Raw genomic sequence first — 24,470 nt, 5'->3', positions numbered from 1 at the left:
AAAAAAACGATTACTGTTTTTGGATCTCCATGACTACGTTATTCAGGAGATACAATACAATATTATCATTATCTTTGAGAGATTGCACGCTTAAAGTGTTGTCGCCCTGGTGAACAAATACGCCTGTACCAAGTGCAAAACGGTAATTGGTGTCTGAAGTAGACTCGCGTTTAACCAAGATTTGGTTACCAACTCCATCATAGGACCAGAACTGTTTACTCATAATGGTCATCACTCTGAACCTAGTGGAATTGTCCGTATCCTTGGTCATTTCGACACGATCACCCACCGTAAGACTGTTTAGTGTGGTTAGCGTGGAGCCCGACTTGATTACTTTTACAGCACCGCTAACAGGTACCGTTTCGCTCTGTCCGTTAAACAACTTCAGTGTTACCGAAGTCGCATCAACAGATGTCACTTCTGCAAACGTACGTTTCACAACCTGAACCGCTTTAGGTGTGGTTCCTTCGAAAGTGACGTTAATCAGATTGCCAGCAGCCAGTTGGGAAGCTGTAATGCTTTGTCCACTTTCACCTGTCAAAACAGCCTGATCCACGTAAAACTGACTTGTCAGTGAGTCCGATTTCACACGAACACGCCCATTGGTCTCTACAGATATGACTTCAAATTGTGCCACGGTGTTTAATGACACTTTTTGTACGTAATCCTGATTGGAACCTAGTGTAACGGTTACTTTATCACCAATCTTCAGATCACTTAGACTTGCTCCGGACTTGTTATAGATCTCAATCGCCGGAACGGTAGAATAAGGAACGGTGATGGTTTGGTTACCAGACAATAAGCTGATCGTTTTTTTGCTGGTATCCATGCCGCTGAGCGTACCTTCATATTTGTATATGAATTTTACGGACAACGCTCTTGTTCCGACATATGTCAGATCGAGTTTGCGTCCTTCGTTCAAAAGCGATTCCAATCCAGCCAGCGTAGGCTTGGTTGTATTGTAGTCCAGCTTCGTTTTGTCATCCAGCGTAAATACAAACGGTTTTTTGTTACTGTCCAGTACAGTCAACACTTTTGTTTTGCTGTTGTAGGAAACCACGGAAGCTCCGTTCATTGGTTCCATCTGACGTCCAATGACCTGAATTCGTGTTACACGATCTTCCCCATTCAGCGTCAGTTCCACCTGGTCACCATTCGTTGCATCCGTAATCAGGTCAGACAGTGACGCATCCTGAATGCCGTTAATGACTACTTCCGGATTTTCAGCCAGCAGTTTGGCCTCAAGAGAGCCGCCTTCACGTTTGAACGTTAATGTGGATTGATTGCCACCGATCTCTACCAACGTGCCACGTACAGACTGCTCTACACCCTGAGACAATTCAATGGATTGCAGAACGCTATCCTTCACCGTGTATTTCACTGCACTGCCTGCTTTAAGCTCTGCGAGGGACAAAATTCGATCCTGATAACGAATGATCAGGTTATCACCATACGCAAACTGCTCAGTGGCTCCTGCAGCATTGGTGAACTTGATCGTTTTCCCAGTTGTGCTCACTTCCGCAATCACACCGCTGTCGCTCTTGTTGACAATGCCAGACTTCACGCGAATTGCGACAGTCTTTTTGTCAGCGGAGAAGGTCTCGCGCTGTACTTCAATGATGCTGTCTGCCGTAATATCAGACAACTTAATGGCCTTCCCGTTCTGGTCGATAAATGCCGTTGCTTCATCATATCCGTAAGTTTCATAGTTCTCGCCAACAAAGATACCAATTTTATTGCCAGATAACGAACGTGCAAACGTGCCTTCAACGCTCTCCACCTGCGGTGTCGCATCAATTACTTCCACATAAGCTGCAGTTCCTGCAGATCCAACCACTTGTACTTTTGTATAGAGCTGAACATTGGGTTCTGCTGCACGTGTTTCACTGTCTTTTGTAAAGTAGGGTGTGCTGCTGTTGACCGCAAAGTTCATTGCTTTGCCATCCACCAGCATGCTGATCTGACCATCTTTTAATCCAGTCACATATCCTGTGAATGTGTTCGGATACGCTGTATCAGTTAACGCCTCTCCTCTGCTGAAGAAAGTCGCTAGTTGGGCACGCGTTACCGAGCCGGTTGGATTAAATTTATTGCCTTCCACACCTTTGGCAAGCTCCAGGCTCACCGCCAGATTGACGTAACCTTTGCCATCTTCGGAGATGCTTGCATCATCGGCGAAGCCAGTGGACTGACTGTTCTGTGCCTTCGCTTCAGCCTCTTTGTTCAATGAACGGATCAGCAATTTAGTAATCCACTCACGCGATGCAGGCTTTTGTCCCCATGTTGTTTTGGAAACGTCTGCTGTGGATTCTTCCGTTTTATCAATCAGTCCCAGTTGAAGCGCCAAAGCGACATATGGCTTGAAATAGTTCCCCACTTCCATATTTGTCGGTAATGCCGTAGCCGTGCTGTCGTTCAACTGGCCTTCCTGGTTCATAAAACGGATCGCCATGGTTACGGCTTCCTGTTGTGTTACCGCATCTCCAGGACGGAACAGACCATTGTTACCGAGAAGGATACCTTGGTTCGCCAGTTTATATACATGTTTCTCAGCCCAGTATCCAACCTTGATATCATTGAACAAACCTGAAGGTGCAGTCGTATTGCTTACAGCTGCAGTCTGGCTTTGCTCCGCTTCTTTTGATTCTGCTGCCATGGCAGCTCCGCCAGCGCTAAGGGCCATCATGCCTGCAAGCACGGCTGATACTACTTTTTTAGAGTGTGATGGATTGTTATATTTAAAAGTCACCTATGATTTCCCCTCTCATGTAAAACGGTCGATATCCCTTTGAAAACGGTAAATACAACATGCTGCAGCGAGGCTATTCGGATCTTGTCATTGGATGCTCAAGATCGACATGGCCCATTAAGCTCTCAGATTGCTGCCCGTCCACCAGCAAATCAAGCGATTTGACTTCATCAAACTGGAAGAATGTTTTCTTCAAGGCATCAATTGCATATGCTTCTCCACCTGCACCAAGACGCGCGGTATCAGGCATATGAATATCCAATGTGAGTGCACCAGCATCAAATTTTACGGACTTCAACTCAATCTCTTTGGCCCATAGTGGAACAAGTTTGTCATCTGCCGTTTGTTGTAAAGCTGCAAATGCTTCCTTGTACTTGTCGTCATCTGCTGCATAGGAGATACTTGCAGTGGCTTCATGCAGATCCAGCTCTTCCGGATCGGTATAAAACACCTTGATTGTTTTTTGCTCTGTACCCTGTGAAGGGCTGTTGGAATCCGTAGAAGTTCCTCCCGAAGAAGTTGTTCCTTCCGTACCCGAGCTGGAAGGTGTCGAATCCGGTTCAGATGTCGTCCCTTCTGTTTCCACAGTTACAGGATCCGTAATTTCGGTATCATTTGTCTCGTTCTCATTATTTTGATCCTCAGGGACGCTAACTTCTGTTCCTGCCCCCTGAGTCTGACTTGGAGCAGGAGCTGCTGTTGGCTTGCTTCCACATCCGGCAGCAACTGCCATAACCGTCACCAACAGTGCTGCAATCCATAATTTTTTGTTCATTCTAACTCCGCCTCCTGATCATAAGGGTTGACCCTTATTTAATTCCCAGATACTCCTTGATTCCTGCAACAATACCCTTGGCAACACTGTTTTGGAAACTTTCAGTGAACAGAGCTGCTTCATCGCTCTTATTGCTCAGGAAACCGCCTTCCAGCAGAACAGCTGGCATTGTCGTTTCACGGGTAACATGGAGGCTTGCCGTTTTCACGCCACGATCCTTCAATCCGGACGATTGCAGAAGATGCTTGTGCATGATGGTAGCCAATGCCTTACTGGTGGAGCGGGTATAGAATGTTTCTACACCGTTGGCAGCAGCAGGCCCACTATTGGCATGAATGGAAATGAAAATATCCGCATTTACCTTCTCGGCAATTTTTACACGTTCACTCAAAGCCAGAAACGTATCATCGCTGCGCGTCAGCACTACGTCAATTTTAGACTCTTTTTTCAGCAGTGCTTCCACTTTCAAAGCCATCGCCAAGTTGAAATCTTTTTCCCGTTTTCCGGTTACGCCAATTGCTCCAGGATCCTGATCCCCATGTCCTGCATCAATCACGACAACTTTCTTGCCGTTATCTCCAACTGGAGAAGTAGGTGTCGCGCCTTGTTTGTTCAGATCAACCATAATCAAACCAGAATCGTTTTGAACGTCATAACCTTTAGCATTGGAAAGATCAATGACAAAACGAACAGTAGAAGGGCTGTTGCTGTATAACGAATACCGAATCTTGGAAACATCGGGATAACCGCTGACTACAAGCTGTCCATTCTGGTTGCTGTCAAGAGCTTGTCCCTCACTGAAAGAATCAGCAAATGCGGTATTAGGTAAGTCGATCACGATTCGATCCGGTCCTGTCATCGTGAAGACGTTCGGCTTCGTTTCTCCACTGGTTGCAATAAAGAAGCGGTTGTCACTGAAGCTGATGCCGTTCACCAGTACAAGACCTTCCTCATTCGTACTCCCGCCATTATTGCCGGAGTTCGGAGGAGTTGTTGTTCCGTTTCCGGAACCTGAATTCTGGGTAACTAATGTTACCGTCTTCGTAGTGTTGTTCCAACCCACCTTAAGACCCATTTGTTCACCGATAAATCGGAGGGGCACAAGAGTCGTACCATTTTTTACGAGTGGCGGGGCATCCAGGTTCACATTACTGCCGTTCACCGTTGCCGTCTTCTGTCCTACAATCATCTGCATGGCAGTGTTGTCTTTGCTTATCGTCACGGTGCTTGTACTTTGCTTCCATTCCACACCGTACCCCAGACTCTCGGAAATAACCCGAATCGGCACCATCACTTTGCTATTGATGATTTCCGCTTTGGCATCCGAAGGCTGCACAATTTCTTTCCCGTCTAGGATAATTTTCGTATCCGCTGCTGCATGACTATAGCCCGGGAAAACGAGCCCAAAGACAAATAACAGTACCAAAAAACCGAACTTCTTCATCCTTCACCCCTACCATTCTCATATTTTTTCGCCGCATGTTGTGACTTACAGCTCCGACTGACCACGAGGGCATTACCAGACACCTATTAGACGCCCCGTACTCTCAAAAGTTGCGAATATATTCCAACATAACAGAAAAAAAACGTTGTCAAATCAAGCTTTTTCTACATTTTAATGTCTTTTTATTTCCTTTTTTATCAATTAAACATCTGAAAACAACGAACTGTCCTAAACTGCGTTTTTACGCATAACCGGCCTTAGAGCCCTAAAAATTCTACAATTCCATCTACAATTGCTTCTGCACACCGATCCTGATAATCTTCCGTAAGCATAATCGCTTCATCAGAAGGATTACTCATAAAACCAAGCTCAAGCAAAACTGCAGGCATGGTCGTCTCACGAGTCACATGCAGGCTAACCATCTTCACACCGCGATCCTTGAGTCCCGTAACGGGCAGTATATGTGTGTGGAGCATATCGGCTAGGGTTTTGCTCTCTATCCGACTATAGAGCGTTTCTATTCCATTCGGATCAGGAGTCGTAAATTTGTTGCCGTGAATGGAGACGAAAATATCCGCTTGATTAAGTTCCGCCATTTCGACTCTTTGCTGCAATGAAAGTTCCGTATCATCCTGGCGTGTGATCACCGTTTGAATATCTTCATGCTGCTGCAGCAGTGCCTGTACTTTCAAACTCACTGCAAGATTAAAGTCCTTCTCATACGTGCCGGAAATGCTTACTGCTCCCGATTGCCTCCCGCCGTGCCCCGGATCAATAATCACCATTTTCTTGCCGTCATCTGTTGGTAAGGCTGGTTGACTGGCAGATTCCCCACTGCTTGCTGACAGATCGACTAGCAGCACATGGTTATCTCCTAGTGACCACTTGGCTGTTGCGGCTTGTTTCAAGTCAAACACAACACGAACCGTGGATGGCGAATGACTGAACATGGCATATCGCACTTTGGATACCACAGCGGAATCCGCAACTTCAATACTGCCGCTGCCATCAGAGGTTAAGGCTTGTCCTCTCATGAAGGACTCAGCGAACGTTGTTCCAGGCATATCCACAATAATCCGATCCGGTGCACCGAGCGTGGACAGCTTCGGCTTGATTTCTCCACTTGTCGTTATCATCAATCGATTACTGCTGAAACTGATACTCTGGAGCTCTGCATTAAAGCTCGGAGAAGGAGTTACATTAGCCTCATCTTTTTCATCGGGTTCTGCCACTGGCGGAACGGTGTATAGGCTGACCGTCTTGGTTCCATTGTCCCATCCTACTTCCAGCCCCATGCCTTCCCCGACGAAGCGTAAGGGGACCAAGGTAGTTCCATGTTTAACCAAAGGCGGGGAATCCAGCTCTACAGGGCTTCCATTAACCGTTGCCGTACCTTTACCAGCCGTCATTGCAATACTGCGGCTCCCTTTTTCAACCAGAACAGACTTTGTTTCCTTATCCCACTTCACCTGATAACCGAGGTTTTCTGAAACCATGCGGATCGGTATCATTACCGTCTTTCCGACATTCTCCGCTGGCGCCCCGGACTGCTGATCCATCGTTACACCATCAAGAACAATGGAGGGCACGGCGCCTGCATGTGCTGCGATAGGAAATAAACACAATAACAGAAAGATAACGACTGCAGCCGGCCATTTTTTCATAGATCATCCACCATTCTGTTGTGTTCTGTACCTTCGACTAGTCCTCTATGTAACCTTCCATATTATACTAATCAGTTTATCAGATATTGGCTTTTCATCCGGTTACAACGTTGTCATATTTAGTCGGAACTAGAGCGACAAAAAGAGACCTATTTTAGCATGTCTCCCATATATTCAAGGTTAATTGGATATCTCGTCAAAATATCATCTATTGATGCTATTATATTTTATGAGAAACCTTAAGAAGCTCCTTACTCGAAGCATGTTGTCCAATCTATTTGGGTACCGCCAAGAAAAATAAAAGTGATTTTAGTCAGAGGAGGGAAACGAATGCTCACTTTGTACAAACAAGAATCGAATGGGAAGTTCCTGTACGCAGAATACTGGATTGAAGAGGATCAGGTTGTAGAGCATACCGGCGCAGTCGGTACGTTGGGTACAACGACCAGAATGGATTTCCCAGGCACCTTCAGCAATGAGGACGAATTTAAGAATGATTTTCTGAAACGCTACTCAGGCCTGGGTTATAAACAAGCTTCAGAAGACGATGGTTACATGCTGGTCATTCAATATCCCATGAAGAGCCTGACAGGCAGCAAACGTGATCTGTGGCTCAAGGATAAAGCCAGTGAAGCACTGATAGGTGAGCTGGGGTGGAAAGGGCTGGGGATTGTAGATGGACATGATATGGGCAAAACAGCAAATCCGGTCACCGAGTACGCTTTGAATATTTATTGCTTTGTTATGGATGAGACACTGGGGATTCAAGCGGTCAAACGAGTGCTGAGAGAGTCACGATTAGACTATACCCAGATCAAAATCGCATCCAGAGAGTTAAAAAGTGACGGGGAATACATACTGAAATATTCAGCAAAAAACAAACAGGAATTCTACGTTTAGATGACTTGATTGAAACGTGAAATTAAATAAGGTAAACAAGGATAAGTGAGTAATGGTTAACAGAAAAAGCTTCTGTCTCTGATCGGAACGACGTTCCAACGGAGAAACAGAAGCTTTTTTATATTCGATAGGCTATATCTTATCCAAACAACTTCGCAGCATGACGCTGCTCATATGCTGTAATCTCATCATCATGTTGCAATGTCAGGCCGATATCATCCAGACCTTGCAGCAAGAATTGACGACGGTGTTCATCCAGATCAAAATCAATATGCAGTCCGTGTGCATCGGTAATCGTTTTGTTTTCCAGGTTGACATTCAGCTCATAACCTTCATGGGCAGCCGTACGCTGGAACAGATCTTCTACCTGCTCTTCAGACAACTTGATTGGCAGGATGCCGTTTTTGAAGCAGTTGTTGTAGAAGATATCTGCAAAAGATGGTGCGATGACACAACGGAATCCATAGTCCATAATTGCCCAAGGCGCATGCTCACGGGATGAGCCACAGCCAAAGTTTGCGCGGGAGATCAGAATGGATGCTCCTTCATAACGGGATTTGTTCATTTCGAAAGAAGGATTGTTGTTCCCCTCTTCATCGAAACGCCATTCATAGAACAAAAATTGTCCAAATCCGGTACGTTCAATCCGCTTCAAAAATTGTTTTGGAATGATAGCATCTGTATCTACGTTGACCCGGTCTACCGGTGCAACGATACCTTGCAGTGTTTTAAATTCTTCCATGTGATCCGTTCTCCCTTCTGTCCGTTACCTGTTAGATAACTGCTTCCGTTTTAAAATTCCAGTCACGTACGTCAACGAAGTGACCTTTAACCGCTGCCGCCGCCGCCATTGCCGGAGATACCAGGTGGGTACGTCCACCACGACCTTGACGTCCTTCGAAGTTACGGTTGGATGTCGATGCACAACGCTGCCCTGGTTTCAACACATCCGGGTTCATTGCAAGACACATGCTGCATCCTGCATCACGCCATTCAAATCCCGCTTCCGTAAAGATTTTGTCCAGACCTTCTTTTTCGGCTTGAATTTTAACACGGCCTGAGCCAGGAACAACGATAGCAGTAACATTGCTGGATACTGTATGGCCTTTGGCAACCTGAGCTGCCGCACGTAAATCCTCAATCCGTCCATTCGTACAAGAACCGATAAATACATAATCAACCGGAATTTCAGAGATCGGTGTTCCAGGTGTAAGTCCCATATATTCAAGCGCTTTTTCAGCTGCTTTACGTTCATTTTCAGTTGGCAGTTCTGCTGGTACAGGTACTTTGGATGAGATATCCGTTCCCATCCCGGGGCTGGTACCCCAAGTTACTTGCGGAATCAGGGATTCCACATCGATTTCTACGACACGATCAAACTCTGCACCCTCGTCTGTAACAAGCTCTTTCCACGCTGCAACAGCTTCATCAAATTTGGCATCAGCAGGTACATATTCACGTCCACGCAGATACTCAAAAGTCGTTTCATCCGGTGCGATCATGCCTGCTCTTGCTCCACCTTCGATAGACATGTTGCAAACCGTCATACGCTCTTCCATGCTGAGTTCACGGATCGATTCGCCAGTATACTCAATAACATAACCTGTTGCGAAGTCAGTGCCATATTTGGCAATCACTGCGAGGATCATGTCTTTTGCGGTTACGCCCGGATTACGCTTTCCGACGAAGCGGACTTCCATGGTTTTTGCTTTTGCTTGCTGCAAACATTGAGTGGCCATTACATGCTCCACTTCACTGGTTCCGATTCCGAATGCCAGTGCACCAAATGCACCGTGTGTGGATGTATGGCTGTCACCGCAAACAATGGTTTTACCAGGGTGGGTTAAACCAAGTTCAGGTCCCATAACGTGCACAACACCTTGGTCAATGGTATCCAGATCATACAGTTTCACGCCGAAGTCGCGGCAGTTTTGAGAGAGTGTATCAATTTGTTGTTTGGAGATTGGATCCGTAATGTTGAAACGATCCTTGGTAGGAACGTTGTGGTCCATTGTCGCAAACGTTAATTCCGGGCGACGTACCTTACGTCCTGACAAACGCAAACCTTCAAACGCCTGTGGAGAAGTTACTTCGTGTACAAGGTGGAGATCGATATACAGAATGCTTGGTTTTCCTTCTTCCTGATGAATTACGTGATTTTCCCAAATTTTCTCAAACATCGTTTTTTTACTCATCATTTTCACCTCATCATAAGTTCGGTCCTTGGAAGAGCCTCTGTGTTTGTCTAAATCGTGAAGCTCTTGAATGACATAAATATATCACCCTGTCCTTCATTGTTCCAAGATATAATATCTATAGATGTAATAGGTTTGACCTATAATGGGGTGAACGACAATAAACCACTGCATCAACAGCGGCTTTTAATTGATAACAATTATCATTATCATATAATGCTTATACTACGTTGCTTCACTAATAGTGTCAATGCTTTTTTGTATATATTCATTATAGGAAAATGATTTATTTATTCATGATGTTATAATGGGGGCATAACGAAAGGAATGACAAGTGCATATGGAATTCAGACAACTTCAATATACGCTGCAGATTGCTGCAGAACGGAATTTTTCGCGGGCAGCCGAGAAACTTCATATTGCTCAGCCTTCACTTAGCCAGCAATTGTCTAAACTGGAGAAAGAGCTTGGCGTTCTGCTCTTTCAGCGCAATACAAGTACAGTAGAGTTGACCCATGCCGGAGTCACATTTGTGGAGCAAGCCCAAAAAATCGTGGATGCCATGGAATTACTCAGACAGGAAATGTCGGACATCTCCCAGCTTCGCAAAGGCAAAGTCGTTGTGGGCAGCATGCCGATCACCGGTTCCCACCTTCTGCCGCATGTACTCCCCGCTTACCAGCAAGCCTATCCGGATATCGAAGTTACGCTGCTTGAAGACGCCGGACTAACACTGGAGAAACTGACAGCCATCGGCAAGGCAGATCTCAGCCTGCTCTCCTTGCCCTTGCAGGAACCGAGCCTGTCTTATGTTGCAATTGGCGAAGAGCGAATCGATCTGGCTGTACCTCCTCATCACCCTCTTGCCGTTAGAGGAAATCCGGATCATCCGATTCCTGTGCATATGGAGGAGCTCCGGGACGAGTCGTTTGTTGTCCTGAAAAAAGGGCAGGGCTTCCGCAAGCTGACCTTTGACCTGTGTGAGCAGGCCGGATTTGATCCGAGTGTCGTATTTGAGAGCAATAACATTGAAACCGTGCAGTCCCTTGTAGCTACAGGCATGGGTATTACACTCGTCCCACGCTTTATTGCCAGGGCGCCTCGCAGTGAATTTGTGCCGGTCTATGTACCACTTGCTGAACCTGTCCCAAGTCGTACTCTCGTCGTCGCATACCGTCAGGGACGTGTATTGTCCAAAGCTGCAGAAGCTTTTATTGACACATTCAAACAGACCGTCGCCAAGCTTTCGGAAGGAGACCATGATAGTCCTGGCTCTGTAAATTAGTGCATTTCAATGAAACAAACAAAGGCTTGACCCATACGGGCCAAGCCTTTGTTCTATACTCTTCTCCCGCATAAGCAGGATCAAGTTCTTGCATGAAATCACAGTGCATCGTTACATCACAATGTTGCTGATATCATGATCTAAAGTTAACGTAGAAACGTACATAAGAGACATTCAGTGTCATGTTGTTTATTTTCGCAAATTACGTTCACTCGTCAGCCTGTTCTGCTGATTGACCAGTCGACCTTCGTCCTGAACGGCTTGTTCAGGCGGTGATAGCCCTCCTGCACCATTCTCTAAGAATGGCCTCAAGTGATCTTCCCTTGTGTTTTCCTGTTCCAGTCTCCTGAGCGTATCTTTCACATGGTTGTCCATTGATTGATCATCCTCCTTGGTGACGGGATAGTTATCATTACCCGCCTCCTGGAAGAATAAACACTTTACTGGAAAGAAACATTTTTTTTTTATTTTTCACTAAAATAAATACCAGGTCTGCGGTCTTCAAAAACCGGAATGCGTCCCCGCACTTCATCTACAAGGGAAGGACGAATCAGTCCGGTCACGATCTCTTCCCCTTCTCCGCCCTCAGCTACAATCTCGCCCCAAGGATCAATGATGAGAGAGTGTCCGAAAAATTCCGTGTCTCCACCTGTACCGACCCGGTTGCAGGCAATGACATACATCTGATTTTCAATAGCTCGTGCTGTTAACAGCGTGCGCCAGTGGTGCAAACGCGGATTCGGCCATTCCGCAGGTACGATCAATGCTCTGGCCCCATTCAATGCAAGCGTACGGGCCAGTTCGGGAAAACGGATATCATAACAGATGGAAGCACCCGCTGTCAGACCGTTCTCGAGTTCAAAAATTTCAGGATCAGCACCAGGCTGCAGATATTTCTCCTCATCCATCAGACGGAACAAATGTAATTTATCATAACGTGTAACCTGCTCTCCGTCTCTGTTGTAGGCATACATGGTATTGTAAATTTGTCCATTTCGCTTCTCTGCTATGGATCCACCGACAATTGAAATTTGATGCTTCTTGGCAAATGCCGATAACCACTCCCGTGATTTTTGCCCTTCCGGGTCAGCGAGCTCATGGATTTGTTCCAAAGCGTAACCTGTATTCCACATTTCTGGCAGCACGGCCAGCCCCAGATCCGGATATTGTTCCACTGCCCGTTCGAGCAAAGTCTGCATATGTTTATGGTTAGCCTCTGGATTACCAAGCTGAATATCACCCTGAATCAGGGCAACACGCATTTCCCCTTGTTGTTGTTCTGTCATACACGCACTCCTCCGAACTGTAATACCTGTTATCATAGCTTGATCCCCGGAAAACCTGCAACAACGTTTTGGTCAACCTAATTAATAAATGCAATGGTCGCTAACGGACGATAAGAGAGGGACGCTCAGTCCGTATCAGCAATTCAGGGAACAGTTTCTGCAATCTGCTGTACGATAAGGCATCTCCCATATTCCACACCTGCTCATCCAACGTGTACACTTTTCCATGTTTTACGGCGGGCAGCTCCTTCCTCTCCTCACTTTCAAACACCTTCTCCGTTGCTGCCGTGGCTGCGTCGCTCTCTGGCATCATGACAAAGATATGATCCCCCGCATACTGGCTTATCGACTCCGTTGAAATCTCCTTATATGCCCTCCCTGCAGCTAGAGCTTCTTGCACTTTGCTTACAGGATTAAATCCCTGCGGGTGATACAGAAACGGAGCCAGCCCGATATTGCCCATGACAAACAAGCGGGCACCTCGATGATGCACAAGAACGGAAGCCGTCTCGCCAAGCTCAATCCACGGTCTTACGCTCCTCCACATCTCCTCTGTTCTCTTATGATAAGATGCTATCCACGTCTCTGCATCCATCTCCAGGCCAAACCAACTCCCCACTTTGCGGATCCGATCTTCCAAGTTCGCATGGGAGTTGTATATCAGAGTAGGAGCAATACGGGAAAGCCGCTGGTACAACTGTTCATTCGTACTATCGAACAAAATTAGATCCGGCTGCTTCTGCACGGTCCATTCCAAATCAATGGAAGGTAAAACATCATACGCTTTGCCATCAAGCACGGGAAGCCCTAACGCAAGTAAGTCCCCTGCCGAATCTCCATAGAATAGAATCCGCTCAGGATGTCCTGCAATGTTTACTTCATGCCCAGCCCAATCTTGAACAAGGGTATGTCGTTGAAGGGATCGATCATATTGCCGAGGAGCCAGTCCGGTGTGCTGCCTGAAACGTCTGCTGAAATAGTACTCATCCCGGAAACCTACACGACCAGCAATATCGCGCAGAGGTTCATCGGAAAGGGACAGCCATTCCTTCGCCTGTTCAATGCGTACATGGTTAAGGTATTCAAGGGGCTTGCGGCCTGTAATTTGCCTAAACAAAGCGGTAAACTGAGCTGGTCGAAGATTCGCGAGCCGCGCTAATTTCTGTACACTTATATCCTGAGCGTAATGCTCGTCCACGTATTGAATCGTGCTCTGTACTCTGACATTCGGGCTTTGCTCTGTTTTGGGCAGTGTATAGCGGGACACCACTAGTTCCATCAATTTTTGAAAATGAACATTCAACCGGCTATATTCCGCATCCGTTTGATAGAGGCTACCCGATTCCAACCAATCCAGCATGCCGAATAACGCGCCAGGTGAAAAGTCGTTCATCTGGTCCCTTTCTTCAAATAAAGAACGTGTGTAAAGTTCCGGATCCCCTGTTACCATGTGCACGGCATCAAATCTCCCAGGAATCGCATCCGTTCTTCGAGTGGCCAGAAGGAATTGAACGTGACCGTTGGAGCAATTTTTGAAATCTGCTCATATTGCGTTTCGTCATCATTCGAGAAAATGATCAGGTCGGGATTGAGTGATAGCGACTTTTCAACACTGATTGGAAAACCAACATCATCTGCGTCTGCCACCTGATCATCGAATACCGTACCTTCATTTTTAAGAATACCTACAGGAACTACCCCGAGAGCCAATAGATACCCTGTAACCTCTCCGTGGTAAATGACACGTTGCGGATTGGTTGGAACTTCCACTTCGTGCCCGGTCCAGTCTTTAAATATTTTAGTTTCACTCGCGTTGTCTGCCTCTGCCACCTCTTCTTGCCCGGTGTTCTCTGCTGCAGCCTGCGAGTCATTGGATGTTACCGCAGCAGTTGTCTCTCCGTCACCTGAACCGTTAGTGGATGAATGATATTGATTATCATTATCGTAAATGATCATAAGACAAAGGCTCTTCTTCGACAATGGACAAACACGAATCCGTTCAATTCGGTTTTGTACAAAATCCCATTTACACTGTAAACAAAAAGACCTTATTTAACTTATCCCCTCTATACAGCTCGGGATTAGCGTGATAAATTAATGAATACTATTCCCATCTTTATGAACCGGAGTGATGAAACTAATGAGTAATCAACAGCAATATTCGGGTCGTTCCGCCTTTGATATACCTACCTCAGATGTTATGACACAGCTGCCAACGCAATTTTTTGCAACGCTCGTGCAAAATGTTAACCGTGAAATCGCAAGTGGTCATGACGTAATTAATCTTGGTCAGGGGAACCCGGACACTCCTACACCACCACATATTGTAAAAACATTGCAGGAGTCTGCCGAAAATCCGGTTTATCATAAATATTCACCCTTTAGTGGACATGCCTTCCTGAAGGAGGCCATTGCCAAACGTTATAAAGAAGATTACAACGTCGACCTTGACCCGGAGACGGAAGTTGCGATTTTGTTTGGCGGAAAGACCGGGCTTGTACAACTGCCGCAAGTCCTGCTTAATCCCGGGGACGTATGTCTCGTTCCTGATCCGGGTTATCCGGATTACTGGTCCGGGGTGGCTCTTGCCAAAGCGCACATGTCCTTTATGCCTCTCCTGGAGTCGAATGCTTTCCTCCCAGATTATGAAGCAATCTCGGGCGAAGTTCGCGACAAAGCCAAGCTTATGTACTTAAATTATCCCAACAATCCAACATCCGCGACGGCCCCGCTGTCATTCTATGAAGACACGGTGGAATTCGCCACCCAGAATAAAATTGTCGTTGCCAGCGACTTCGCTTATGGTGCAATTGGGTTTGACGGACATCGTCCGGTCAGTTTCTTGCAGGCGCCTGGCGCCAAGGAAGTCGGAATTGAATTCTATACATTATCCAAAACATACAATATGGCAGGCTGGCGGGTAGGATTCGCCTTGGGTAATGCAGAGATTATCTCCAAAATCAATCTATTGCAGGATCACATTTATGTCAGTCTATTTGGTGGCATTCAGGCTGCTGCAGCTGCTGCTCTGACTTCCTCCCAACAATGTGTTACCGATCTGGTTGCACGGTATGAATCCCGCCGTAATGCATTATATGAGGCGCTTTCCTCCATCGGATGGCAGGCTTCGAAGCCAGGAGGTTCTTTCTTCAGCTGGCTGCCTGTCCCTTCCGGGTTTACTTCAGCTGAATTTGCAGATTTGCTGCTTCGGGAAGCTAAAGTAGCTGTGGCACCGGGGATCGGGTTTGGCACACATGGTGAAGGCTACGTTCGCGCAGGTTTGCTGAGTGACGAGAATCGATTGCAGGAAGCTGCCCGGAGGATCGGCAAGCTGAACTTGTTTACGTAATTAAAGGCCGAATACCCCTTTGCATCTGCCAAGTTTCCATGGTATGTTATTAACAAATATCGAACGAAACGTGATGACGGGACCAGTACGAGAGAACAAGCCGCGCCCAGAGAGTAAATTCCACCGGCTGCAAGAATTTACCGCGGCTTCTCTCCGAAACCTACCCCTGAGCGGCCTGTTTATGCAGGACAGTGCCTTCTGTTACAGGGCCCAAAGCCGGATGATGCAATCATCAATAAAGGTGGTACCGCGGAAGTAACAAACTTTCGTCCTTTTTACAATAAAGGACGGGAGTTTTTTTTGTACCTGAATAACGGTCCATTGGTATCTCATTCATTATGTTTAAGGAAGTGAAAGCATGTCTTCACGTATAGTAGTCAAGATTGGAAGCAGTTCCCTAACCACCGAGGAAGGCGGCCTGGACCGCAGTTCCATTTCATTTTTTGCCAGTGAGATCGCTTCGCTCGCTGAACAGGGCCATGAAGTTCTCCTGGTCACTTCCGGAGCCGTTGCTGCCGGATTCCGTGAAATTGGTTACCCTCAGCGTCCGAAAATGCTGCACGAGAAACAAGCTGCAGCCGCAGTGGGTCAGGCATTGTTGATGCAGGCATATCAACAGGCTTTTGCAGCGCACCGCGTTACTACAGCACAAATTTTGCTAACCAGAACCGATTTCCACAGTCGGAAACGGATGGGGAACGCAGGCATGACCGTGGAAGAGCTGCTCAGACAACGCGTCATTCCCATTTTCAACGAAAATGATACGGTTTCAGTAGACGAGTTGAAATTCGGGGATAACGATCTGCTCTCTGCGCTCGTTGCCAATTTGGTGAAAGCCCAGCATCTTGTTATTCTCACGGATACCAATGGACTCTATACGGCAGATCCCCGAAAGGATCCCACTGCTGTACGTTATGATCGAATTCCTGAAATTACTGAAGAAATCTATGCGTATGCCGGAGGTTCAGGTTCATCGGTCGGTACAGGTGGCATGCGCTCCAAAGTCGATGCAGCCAAAGTGGCAACACGCGGAGGCGTTCCTGTCTTTGTTGGTAGCGTCAAGGAACCCGGAGACTTGCAGAACGCGGTAGAGGGTTGTGGCAAGGGGACTTATTTCGAGACCCGTCTGGCTGCACTCTCCCGCAAAAAACAATGGCTAGGCTTCATGTCGACACCCCTCGGTACGGTTGTAGTAGATGCCGGTGCTGAAGAGGCCCTTGTTCACGGCGGTCATAGTTTGCTGCCTGTAGGCGTCAAAAGCGTGCTTGGCACATTCCACGCAGGTGACGTTGTCGAGGTCATTGGGTTGGACGAAACACTTCTTGGCCGAGGCATTGTTAATTATGATGATGATCAGCTTCGCCTTATCGCAGGTTTACCTAGCGGGGAAGTCATGAAAACACTGAATGCCATCCATCGGCTTGAGGTCATCCATCGAGACGAGTGGATTACGTTAAAATAACAAGTACTTGTATTGGATAGGACATGAGTTTTTATAGATGAAGGAGGAATTTCAGATGAGTGAAGTTAGACAAAAAGCAAGCAAAGCTCAAGCGGCTGTTCCACAGTTAAACCGTTTGAATACAGATCAGAAAAATAAGGCCTTGCTCGCCATGGCAGACGCGCTGATTAGCGAATCCGAATCCATTATTACAGCCAACGCGGAAGATCTCGCTCGCGGAAGAGAACAAGGGACGCCAGAATCCATGCTGGATCGTCTCGCTTTGAACAAAGAGCGTATCGCAGGAATTGCAAAAGGATTACGTCAGATTGTTGAACTGCCAGACCCTGTTGGTGAAGTACTGGAGTCATTTACGCGTCCAGATGGACTCCACATTGAAAAATTGAGAGTGCCTATTGGCCTGATTGGCATCATCTATGAGGCCCGTCCTAACGTTACGGTTGATGCAGCAGGGCTATGTCTCAAGACTGGTAATGCCGTTCTGCTGCGCGGGGGTTCTTCTGCCCTCTCTTCCAATCGTCGTATTGTAGAAGTAATCCACCAGGCACTAACCAAAACAGACCTGCCGCCGGATGCGCTGCAGCTCGTGGAAGACGCTAACCGCTCTTCCGTCGATGAAATGCTTAAGCTGAATGGACTACTGGACGTCATTATTCCAAGAGGCGGTGCTTCTCTAATCCGCAACGTGGTGGCCAATGCAACGGTACCTGTCATTGAAACAGGCGCAGGCATCTGCCATACGTATGTGGATGAAACGGCGGATCCAGTCATGGCAGCAGAAATTGCGATCAACGCAAAAGCACAGCGCCCGTCTGTATGCAATTCCATGGAAACCCTGCTGATTCATGCTGCTTACGCAGAACAGCATTTACCTGCATTGGCCGAACGATTCCGTGAGTCTAATGTTGTATTGAAGGGTTGTGACACGACTCGTCGACTGGTACCTACCGCTCTTCCCGTGACGGAAGAAGACTACGGGACAGAGTACAATGATTATATTTTGAATATACGAGTTGTGCAGGATCTGGAAGAAGCCATGAAACATATTGCGACTTATGGCACAAAACATTCCGAATGCATTGTAACCCGCGATACTGCGCATGCGGAACGCTTTTTGCATGATGTGGATGCTGCCGCAGTCTATCACAATGCTTCCACACGTTTCACGGATGGATTCGAGTTCGGTTATGGAGCTGAAATAGGAATAAGTACTCAGAAGCTGCATGCTCGCGGCCCAATGGGGCTGCCTGCCCTTACTTCTACCAAATATCGCGTTACCGGCAATGGACAAATTCGGCAATAATATCGCAGCAATAGCCATATAGGAGGAACGAAACCATGAGTCAAGAACAACAGACGTTATTACAACAAAAGATTACTTTCCACGGAGCAGGTGCCATGGCAGAAGCCATTGTGCGCGGACTGATCTCCCGCCTCGTTGTACGCCCCCAGGATATTACGATGCTGAACCGGAGCAACCAGAAACGTCAGGAAGAGCTGAGTACCCGTTATGCCGTTCATACAGGAACGGCCTCCCAATCATCGGAAGTCCTCTCCGCTTCTCCCGTTATTGTCCTGGCCATGAAACCGAAAGATGCTGCGGCAGCTCTTCGTGAGCTTGGTCCCCTTCTGTCACCGGACCAGCTTATCGTCTCTGTCATCGCCGGATTATCCATCCGCACGATGCAGACACTGCTCGGCCGCAAACAGCCGATCGCTCGCTCCATGCCGAATACATCCAGTACGATTGGACTTGGTGCAACAGGACTTGCCTTCTCAGCCGAAATTACAGATGAGCAGCGCAGTACGGTCATGACGATGTTTGAAGCGGTGGGCATCGTCACCATTGTTCCTGAAGAGAAACTGGAAGTGCTCACGGGTATTTCCGGAAGCGGCCCGGCTTATGTATACTATTTGATGGAAGCCATGATTGCCGCAGGTATCCGCGGCGGACTCTCCAGTCAGCAATCCCGCGACCTGACGGTTCAAACCGTACTTGGTGCGGCGAGAATGGTTCAACAAACGGGAGCGGAGCCCATGAAGCTTCGCAGTGATGTTACCTCACCTGGAGGCGCCACACAGGCCGCGCTCAAAACACTGGATGATGGCGATTTCTTTGAAAACGTGATTGCAGCCGTCAACCGCTGCGCAGAGCGCTCACGGGAGATGGGAGCTGCTTTGGAAGGAGATTTACGATGAATAACATGTGTACTGCCACATATCGTCTGCACGATGATCGTGCAGATTTCCGCAAAAAGGCGGAGTCCATTGCGGTCGGCATGACTGTAGGAAGTTGGACTGAATTGCCGCAAGCCAAGCGTGAAGCCATGCAGAAACATCTTGGCGAAGTTATTAGCGTAGAGGTACATGAACATGAAGGCATGGCTCCAGGCGAGCGATATGCAGATATTACTATTGGATATCCTGATGTCAACTTCAGCCGTGATATTCCGGCTCTGCTTGTCACCGTCTTTGGCAAAATTTCAATGGATGGCCGGATTAAATTGACAAGACTGGGCTTCTCGGACGGATTCCTGAGCGCGTTTCCCGGTCCCAAATTTGGACTGAATGGGGTTCGTGATCTGCTTGGTGTCCACGATCGTCCCTTGTTAATGAGCATTTTCAAATCGGTGATTGGTCTGGATGCAGATGAGCTGCGCGAACAGTTTATCCGTCAGGCTCTGGGCGGAGTTGATCTGATCAAGGATGACGAAATTCTGTTTGAGAACAAGCTGACACCTATCGAGAAAAGAGTCGAGGTTTGCATGAAGGCTGCCGAACAGGCTCGCCAGGAGACTGGCAAGAAGCTGCTCTATGCCGCCAACCTGACCGGCCCGACTTCGCGGTTGAAGAAGCAGGCTGAACGAGCGATTGATGCTGGTGCCAATGCCTTGTTGTTTAACGTATTGTCGTACGGCTATGACGTTCTGCACGAGCTCACCAGCGATCCGGACATTAATGTGCCGATTATGGCTCATCCTGCGCTTGCTGGCGCACTGTACCCTTCACCGCATTACGGTATTTCGGCTTCGGTGCTGCTGGGTCAACTGATGCGTCTTGCCGGAGCGGATCTCGTTCTCTTCCCTTCGCCTTATGGATCGGTGACCATGCCGAAAGAAGAGAATATGGCCATTACGGAACAGCTGCTCTCCAAAGAACTCCCGGTCAGAACCAGCATGCCTGTGCCTTCTGCTGGGATTCATCCAGGTCTTGTACCGTTAATTCTCCGTGATTTCGGCACGGATGTCATCGTTAACGCTGGTGGAGGTATTCACGGACATCCCATGGGTACTGAGGCGGGTGGACGTGCATTCTTGCAAGCCATTGAAGCGACACAGCGCGGAATTTCGCTCGCAGAATATGCAGCTGAGCACCCCGAGTTAAAAAGTGCACTCGATCTGTGGGGTGGAGAACGATGAGAAGTGACAAGAAAACAGTCATTTTCTGTGATTTTGATGGCACGATTACCCTTTCGGACAATATCGTAGCAATCATGAAGCATTTTAAGCCTAAAGGCATTGAACCCATAATGAAAGATACCATCGAACAAAACATATCACTTCGCGAAGGTGTTGGGGCCATGTTTGCTCTGCTGCCTGCTTCGCAAAAGGATGAAATCGTGGAATTTGTGCTTGGACAAGCCGGCATTCGTGAGGGATTTGGCGAATTTCTGGAATATGTTCGAAACGAAGGCATTGAATTTAATGTGACCAGCGGTGGCATGGACTTTTTTATCGAACCACTGCTTGCACCCTTCAACATTCCACAAGATCACGTCTATTGTAACGGAGCGGACTTTACAGATGAATTCATCCGCATTGAGTGGCCTAATCCGTGCCAGCCTCCTTGTGAGAACGGCTGTGGTATGTGCAAAACGACGGTGATCCGTACATTCCCGGAAGATCAATATAATCGGATTCTGATCGGAGACAGTCTAACGGATTTTGAAGGGGCCAAAATTGCCGATCTGGTGTACTCCCGTTCCATTCTGACGGATAAATGCATAGAACTTGGTGTAGACCATGTGCCCTTTGCGACCTTTTACGATATTATGGAAGACATGAAACAGAAGCAAACACAAGGAGTGCTGTAAAGATGGGTTTTGAGAAAATTACATTGGAACACAAACGTCAGGTGCTGGAGGAACTTGCTGATATAAAAGCCCTTTTTGCCAGCCGCAACTGGTTCCCTGGAACAAGCGGCAACCTGTCGATGCGTGTGGGAGAATTTGATCCGGAGCAATTTTATTTTGCAGTTACGGCTTCAGGCAAAGACAAATCTCTCCGCACGCCGGAAGATTTTCTGTTTGTGGACAAGCATGGCAAAGCGATTGAAACCACAACCCTGAAACCAAGTGCAGAAACGCTGATCCACTGTGAAATTTATCGTTTGACTGGCTGTGGGGCCGTATTCCATGTACACACCGTGTTTAACAACCTGATCAGCGAGTTCTTTGGCGCAGAAGGTCATGTGCCGATTCAAGGCATTGAACTGATCAAGGCTTTTAACATTTGGGAAGAGAATGCGGAGATTCGTGTGCCGGTGCTGCCCAACTTTGCGGATATTCCATCCATTGCCGAGCTGGTTCCAGGTGTACTTGACCCGAAAGTTCCGGGAATTTTGCTGCGTAATCACGGCATTTATGCCTGGGGTAAAGATGCATTTGAAGCCAAAAGACATCTGGAAGCATTCGAGTTTTTGTTCGAAGTGATGTATCGTCAGCTGCTGTTGAAAGGTACTACGAAATAGTCATCATTCCCGTTTTGTTATATAGGCTAACTAAAAACACGCTGCGGACTGATCAACCAGCCCACAGCGTGTTTTTAGTTTAGCGGCATTACTTACTCGCAATCCTATTTTCAATCATTTATCCCGATCCTTGAACAGGAAGAGACTCGCGGAATCGTCTTCTTTTCCGTTAAGTCCGCTATGTTGCGCAATCGTACGCTGCTTGCCGAAAAGCAGCTTCAATCCGCCAAAAATAAGCAAGAGCGAAACAATAACCGTGTTCACATAGGAACGAATTTCATACGTCATAAACAGATTGGGGAACATTTCATTCAATTGCGGAATGACCAGCCGAATAGCCAGATAATACACGCCGAGTGCAGCAATCCCGAATCCAATCAGACGCTGATGTTTAGCCCAATCCTTAAATATCGGTTGATCAATCAGTGGTTCCCGGCCATATCGACTTGAACACTGAAGCCCATCAAAAAAGCTGTAGAACCAGACGAGCGGAATCATGAACAGGAATACGGATAAATGGAGCAGATCCAAAATATAAATGCTGCCGAGGAACAGGAACATTAATTGCATTCCGCGCTTCTGAAGGCCCAAGTACAGATGACCTGCCCCTGGAAAAGCGGACAAGAGGGTAGCTAACACTTTGCTTCGCCGTCCCGATGCTCTGCCCATTTCCAATTCTTCAAACAACGTCCGGTCCTGTATTACTTCCCCTGCCTGCTTCCGATGCGCATGCTGCACAGCATCAAACATGCAGTACACCCAAATGACTGGCAGAATAAGCAGAAACATCAGAAAGGTCTCTTCATTGGTAATGGATGCAACAAAGACCATCATCGCGAAGGAGCCAAAAAATGCGATCAGAAACGATAGTCCTCGATGCAGCAGCCCCAGATGAAGATGCCCCAGACCTGGGATGAATGACAGTAAAATGGTAAAGAATCGTTCCCCTTCGCTGCCTTTGCGATACATGGGTTGGCCGTATGTACCCTCAGGAACACCATAGCCGCTGGCAGAATGCTGATGCATCTCTTCCCCATTCATTGACTCCATAGCGCCATTTTGATCCGGATAGCCCTGTTCATAGGGACCTCCTGGATATGGACCATAGTGAGCCCCGTAGCCGCCGTAATGAGCATTACGTGTAGAAGGGGTACGCAGCAGAACAATGATAATGTCCAGCATGTTAATGCACCAGAAGAAAAAGGCTGCCACAGCTCCGAATATCATTAGGTCCTGTTCATCCGCAACTACTGCCAACATGAAGGAACCAACCAAAGAGCCAAACACGAGCAATGGATAAATCATGGCCTTAGCGGTTCGACCCCAATAGAGAAACCCAAGACCTGGGACCACGTTTAATAAAAATGCAAATATTTTGTTACGATCTGATTGCACAGTCGTCATCCTTTCTTTTCAGGCAATGCGTATGATTTATGGTTTAGGCTTGAAGTTATCCAGCCATGAAGTGGCTGCCTCCGTCCATTTTTGTGTGAAAGATCCCCTCTGCTCGCCTTCATGGAACTTGTGATAAGGTGCTACCTTGTCAAACACCCCGGAAGAGAGGAAGATCAGCGTCAGGCAAGCCGCTACAGCATAATGAAACACCTTGTGCTCCAGCCAGCGTCTGCTCCGTCCCGAACGTGATATGCGCTTGCGTCCTGAAAGGTCCACATCCGTAATACGCTCCATGATGGAATCAGCGAAGTGGGCCGGGTTGTCCAGTTGTGGCAACGATTGATGAATACCCATCGCTTCCAGATAGTTATCCATGGCTTTCGGATCTTCCATCATTGCCTTTTCCATGCCTATCGCTTGGTCCCCGGTAATTCGTCCTTCAATATAGTCCGTCCAGTTCTGCACACTGTACATCTCATTTTTACTCACGCCACTCATCCTCCTTCCAATGACTTCTGATCCACTGCCGGGCACGGTACAAACGGGATTCCACGGTTTTGACAGCCACCTGGGCATCATGTGCGATCTGCTCATAATTTTTTTCGCTTAAGTAATACGCAGTAATAATGTCCCTATGCTGGGCAGGCAGTTGATTGATTCGTTCACGCAGTGTTTCTTTGCGTTCTTCCCGAACGAGACGGGCCAGAATATCTTCTTCGCTTCCAGGCAGGTTGATTATTCGTTCTTCTCCACCCAGATCTTCACTGCTTCGCCGGCCTAACCTGCGTTTTGCATCAATGGCTTTGTGAAAGGCAATTCGGGTAAGCCACGTTTTGAAGCCTTCGGAACGGTAGTCGGGGAGAGATTTATACATCTGAATGAACGCCTCCTGAGCTGCATCCTGCGCTTCCTGATCGTTCCTTAATACGGAATATGCCACATGGTATACATGCTGGCTGTACTTATCGATCAACAAGCGAAACTTGGATGCATCCCCTTGACGGATTTGTTCGATTATGCGCGCTTCGTCAATGACTCTCCCCTCCTCTCCACTACAATAGACGACAACGTTCTGGGCTACCCCTGCGTATTTATTAAATTTTTTAAAATTTAATATCATAGCATTGTCTGAAAAGATGATGCGGTCATCCATCACTTTATTATAATCATGTTTAGTACCTTCCAAAAATACAAAAAACAGGCTCAGAATAACTTCT

Annotated in this window: 22 protein-coding genes; 9 read left to right on the top strand and 13 right to left on the bottom strand. The window is 47.3% G+C overall.

The window, feature by feature from the left end:
- Positions 1-10: 10 nt before the first annotated feature.
- From ABGV42_RS26420 to ABGV42_RS26405, 4 genes are all read right to left on the bottom strand, one after another.
- The gene (locus ABGV42_RS26420) at positions 11-2,749 is read right to left on the bottom strand and encodes an S-layer homology domain-containing protein (protein WP_347384373.1); all 2,739 of its coding nucleotides are present in this window, start codon (positions 2,747-2,749) and stop codon (positions 11-13) included.
- Between the two features lie 73 nt (positions 2,750-2,822).
- Positions 2,823-3,524 carry a GerMN domain-containing protein gene (locus ABGV42_RS26415; RefSeq protein ID WP_347384372.1) on the bottom strand — a complete coding sequence of 234 codons (702 nt, stop codon included), beginning with the start codon at positions 3,522-3,524 and terminating at the stop codon, positions 2,823-2,825.
- Positions 3,525-3,558: 34 nt separating this feature from the next.
- Positions 3,559-4,968 carry an N-acetylmuramoyl-L-alanine amidase family protein gene (locus tag ABGV42_RS26410; protein ID WP_347384371.1) on the bottom strand — a complete coding sequence of 470 codons (1,410 nt, stop codon included), beginning with the start codon at positions 4,966-4,968 and terminating at the stop codon, positions 3,559-3,561.
- A gap of 257 nt (positions 4,969-5,225) precedes the next feature.
- Entirely contained in the window at positions 5,226-6,632 is a 1,407-nt protein-coding gene (locus ABGV42_RS26405; protein WP_347384370.1) for an N-acetylmuramoyl-L-alanine amidase family protein, read from the bottom strand.
- Between the two features lie 330 nt (positions 6,633-6,962).
- On the opposite strand from ABGV42_RS26405, the gene ABGV42_RS26400 reads away from it, so the two are divergent.
- The gene (locus tag ABGV42_RS26400; RefSeq protein WP_347384369.1) at positions 6,963-7,532 is read left to right on the top strand and encodes a hypothetical protein; all 570 of its coding nucleotides are present in this window, start codon (positions 6,963-6,965) and stop codon (positions 7,530-7,532) included.
- Between the two features lie 139 nt (positions 7,533-7,671).
- Here the strand turns inward: ABGV42_RS26400 and leuD are convergent, their stop codons facing one another.
- Both leuD and leuC read right to left on the bottom strand, forming a co-directional pair.
- A complete protein-coding gene (gene leuD, locus ABGV42_RS26395) occupies positions 7,672-8,274 on the bottom strand; it encodes a 3-isopropylmalate dehydratase small subunit (protein ID WP_095292742.1) in 603 nt (200 codons plus the stop codon).
- Between the two features lie 31 nt (positions 8,275-8,305).
- On the bottom strand, positions 8,306-9,727 hold the full coding sequence (leuC, locus tag ABGV42_RS26390) for a 3-isopropylmalate dehydratase large subunit (protein WP_056696989.1): 1,422 nt from the start codon (positions 9,725-9,727) through the stop codon (positions 8,306-8,308).
- A 340-nt stretch (positions 9,728-10,067) separates the two neighbouring features.
- On the opposite strand from leuC, the gene ABGV42_RS26385 reads away from it, so the two are divergent.
- Positions 10,068-11,012, top strand: a complete 945-nt coding sequence (locus tag ABGV42_RS26385) for a LysR family transcriptional regulator (RefSeq protein ID WP_347384368.1) — start codon at positions 10,068-10,070, stop codon at positions 11,010-11,012.
- A 189-nt stretch (positions 11,013-11,201) separates the two neighbouring features.
- Here ABGV42_RS26385 and ABGV42_RS26380 read toward each other — a convergent pair whose 3' ends face one another.
- From ABGV42_RS26380 to ABGV42_RS26365, 4 genes are all read right to left on the bottom strand, one after another.
- Complete coding sequence (locus ABGV42_RS26380; protein ID WP_095292751.1) at positions 11,202-11,387, bottom strand: hypothetical protein; 186 nt, start codon at positions 11,385-11,387, stop codon at positions 11,202-11,204.
- Between the two features lie 89 nt (positions 11,388-11,476).
- The gene (locus ABGV42_RS26375; protein ID WP_347384367.1) at positions 11,477-12,298 is read right to left on the bottom strand and encodes a carbon-nitrogen family hydrolase; all 822 of its coding nucleotides are present in this window, start codon (positions 12,296-12,298) and stop codon (positions 11,477-11,479) included.
- A 100-nt stretch (positions 12,299-12,398) separates the two neighbouring features.
- Entirely contained in the window at positions 12,399-13,748 is a 1,350-nt protein-coding gene (locus ABGV42_RS26370; RefSeq protein ID WP_347384497.1) for an AraC family transcriptional regulator, read from the bottom strand.
- Positions 13,742-14,254, bottom strand: coding sequence for an ABC transporter substrate-binding protein (locus ABGV42_RS26365; RefSeq protein ID WP_347384366.1), 513 nt, complete (start codon positions 14,252-14,254; stop codon positions 13,742-13,744). The genes ABGV42_RS26370 and ABGV42_RS26365 overlap by 7 nt, the downstream gene beginning before the upstream one ends.
- Positions 14,255-14,438: 184 nt before the next feature.
- Here ABGV42_RS26365 and ABGV42_RS26360 point away from each other — a divergent pair, with 184 nt between their 5' ends.
- From ABGV42_RS26360 to ABGV42_RS26330, 7 genes are all read left to right on the top strand, one after another.
- A complete protein-coding gene (locus ABGV42_RS26360; RefSeq protein WP_347384365.1) occupies positions 14,439-15,647 on the top strand; it encodes a pyridoxal phosphate-dependent aminotransferase in 1,209 nt (402 codons plus the stop codon).
- A 358-nt stretch (positions 15,648-16,005) separates the two neighbouring features.
- The gene (gene proB, locus ABGV42_RS26355) at positions 16,006-17,109 is read left to right on the top strand and encodes a glutamate 5-kinase (protein ID WP_347384364.1); all 1,104 of its coding nucleotides are present in this window, start codon (positions 16,006-16,008) and stop codon (positions 17,107-17,109) included.
- Between the two features lie 55 nt (positions 17,110-17,164).
- On the top strand, positions 17,165-18,412 hold the full coding sequence (locus tag ABGV42_RS26350) for a glutamate-5-semialdehyde dehydrogenase (RefSeq protein ID WP_347384363.1): 1,248 nt from the start codon (positions 17,165-17,167) through the stop codon (positions 18,410-18,412).
- Between the two features lie 35 nt (positions 18,413-18,447).
- Positions 18,448-19,308 (top strand): pyrroline-5-carboxylate reductase, encoded by an 861-nt coding sequence (proC, locus tag ABGV42_RS26345; protein WP_347384362.1) that lies wholly within the window; start codon positions 18,448-18,450, stop codon positions 19,306-19,308.
- Positions 19,305-20,528: a 2,3-diketo-5-methylthiopentyl-1-phosphate enolase gene (locus ABGV42_RS26340; RefSeq protein WP_347384361.1), complete on the top strand. Its 1,224-nt coding sequence runs from the start codon at positions 19,305-19,307 to the stop codon at positions 20,526-20,528. The genes proC and ABGV42_RS26340 overlap by 4 nt, the downstream gene beginning before the upstream one ends.
- A complete protein-coding gene (locus ABGV42_RS26335; RefSeq protein WP_347384360.1) occupies positions 20,525-21,202 on the top strand; it encodes a 2-hydroxy-3-keto-5-methylthiopentenyl-1-phosphate phosphatase in 678 nt (225 codons plus the stop codon). Before ABGV42_RS26340 ends, ABGV42_RS26335 begins: the two co-directional genes overlap by 4 nt.
- Before the next feature lie 2 nt (positions 21,203-21,204).
- Positions 21,205-21,858, top strand: coding sequence for a methylthioribulose 1-phosphate dehydratase (locus ABGV42_RS26330; RefSeq protein WP_347384359.1), 654 nt, complete (start codon positions 21,205-21,207; stop codon positions 21,856-21,858).
- Positions 21,859-21,972: 114 nt separating this feature from the next.
- Here the strand turns inward: ABGV42_RS26330 and ABGV42_RS26325 are convergent, their stop codons facing one another.
- The 3 genes from ABGV42_RS26325 to ABGV42_RS26315 are packed head-to-tail and all read right to left on the bottom strand — an operon-like array spanning position 21,973 to position 24,373.
- Positions 21,973-23,253 (bottom strand): multi-tm2 domain protein, encoded by a 1,281-nt coding sequence (locus ABGV42_RS26325; RefSeq protein ID WP_347384358.1) that lies wholly within the window; start codon positions 23,251-23,253, stop codon positions 21,973-21,975.
- 36 nt (positions 23,254-23,289) lie between these two features.
- Entirely contained in the window at positions 23,290-23,742 is a 453-nt protein-coding gene (locus ABGV42_RS26320; RefSeq protein WP_347384357.1) for a hypothetical protein, read from the bottom strand.
- A complete protein-coding gene (locus ABGV42_RS26315; protein WP_347384356.1) occupies positions 23,735-24,373 on the bottom strand; it encodes an RNA polymerase sigma factor in 639 nt (212 codons plus the stop codon). Before ABGV42_RS26315 ends, ABGV42_RS26320 begins: the two co-directional genes overlap by 8 nt.
- Positions 24,374-24,470: the final 97 nt, after the last annotated feature.

Source organism: Paenibacillus pabuli, assembly GCF_039831995.1.
GTDB classification, from domain to species: Bacteria; Bacillota; Bacilli; order Paenibacillales; family Paenibacillaceae; genus Paenibacillus; species Paenibacillus pabuli_C.
The sequence above is the reverse complement of the archived record's forward strand: the minus strand, read 5'-3'. Positions and strand labels throughout refer to the sequence as shown.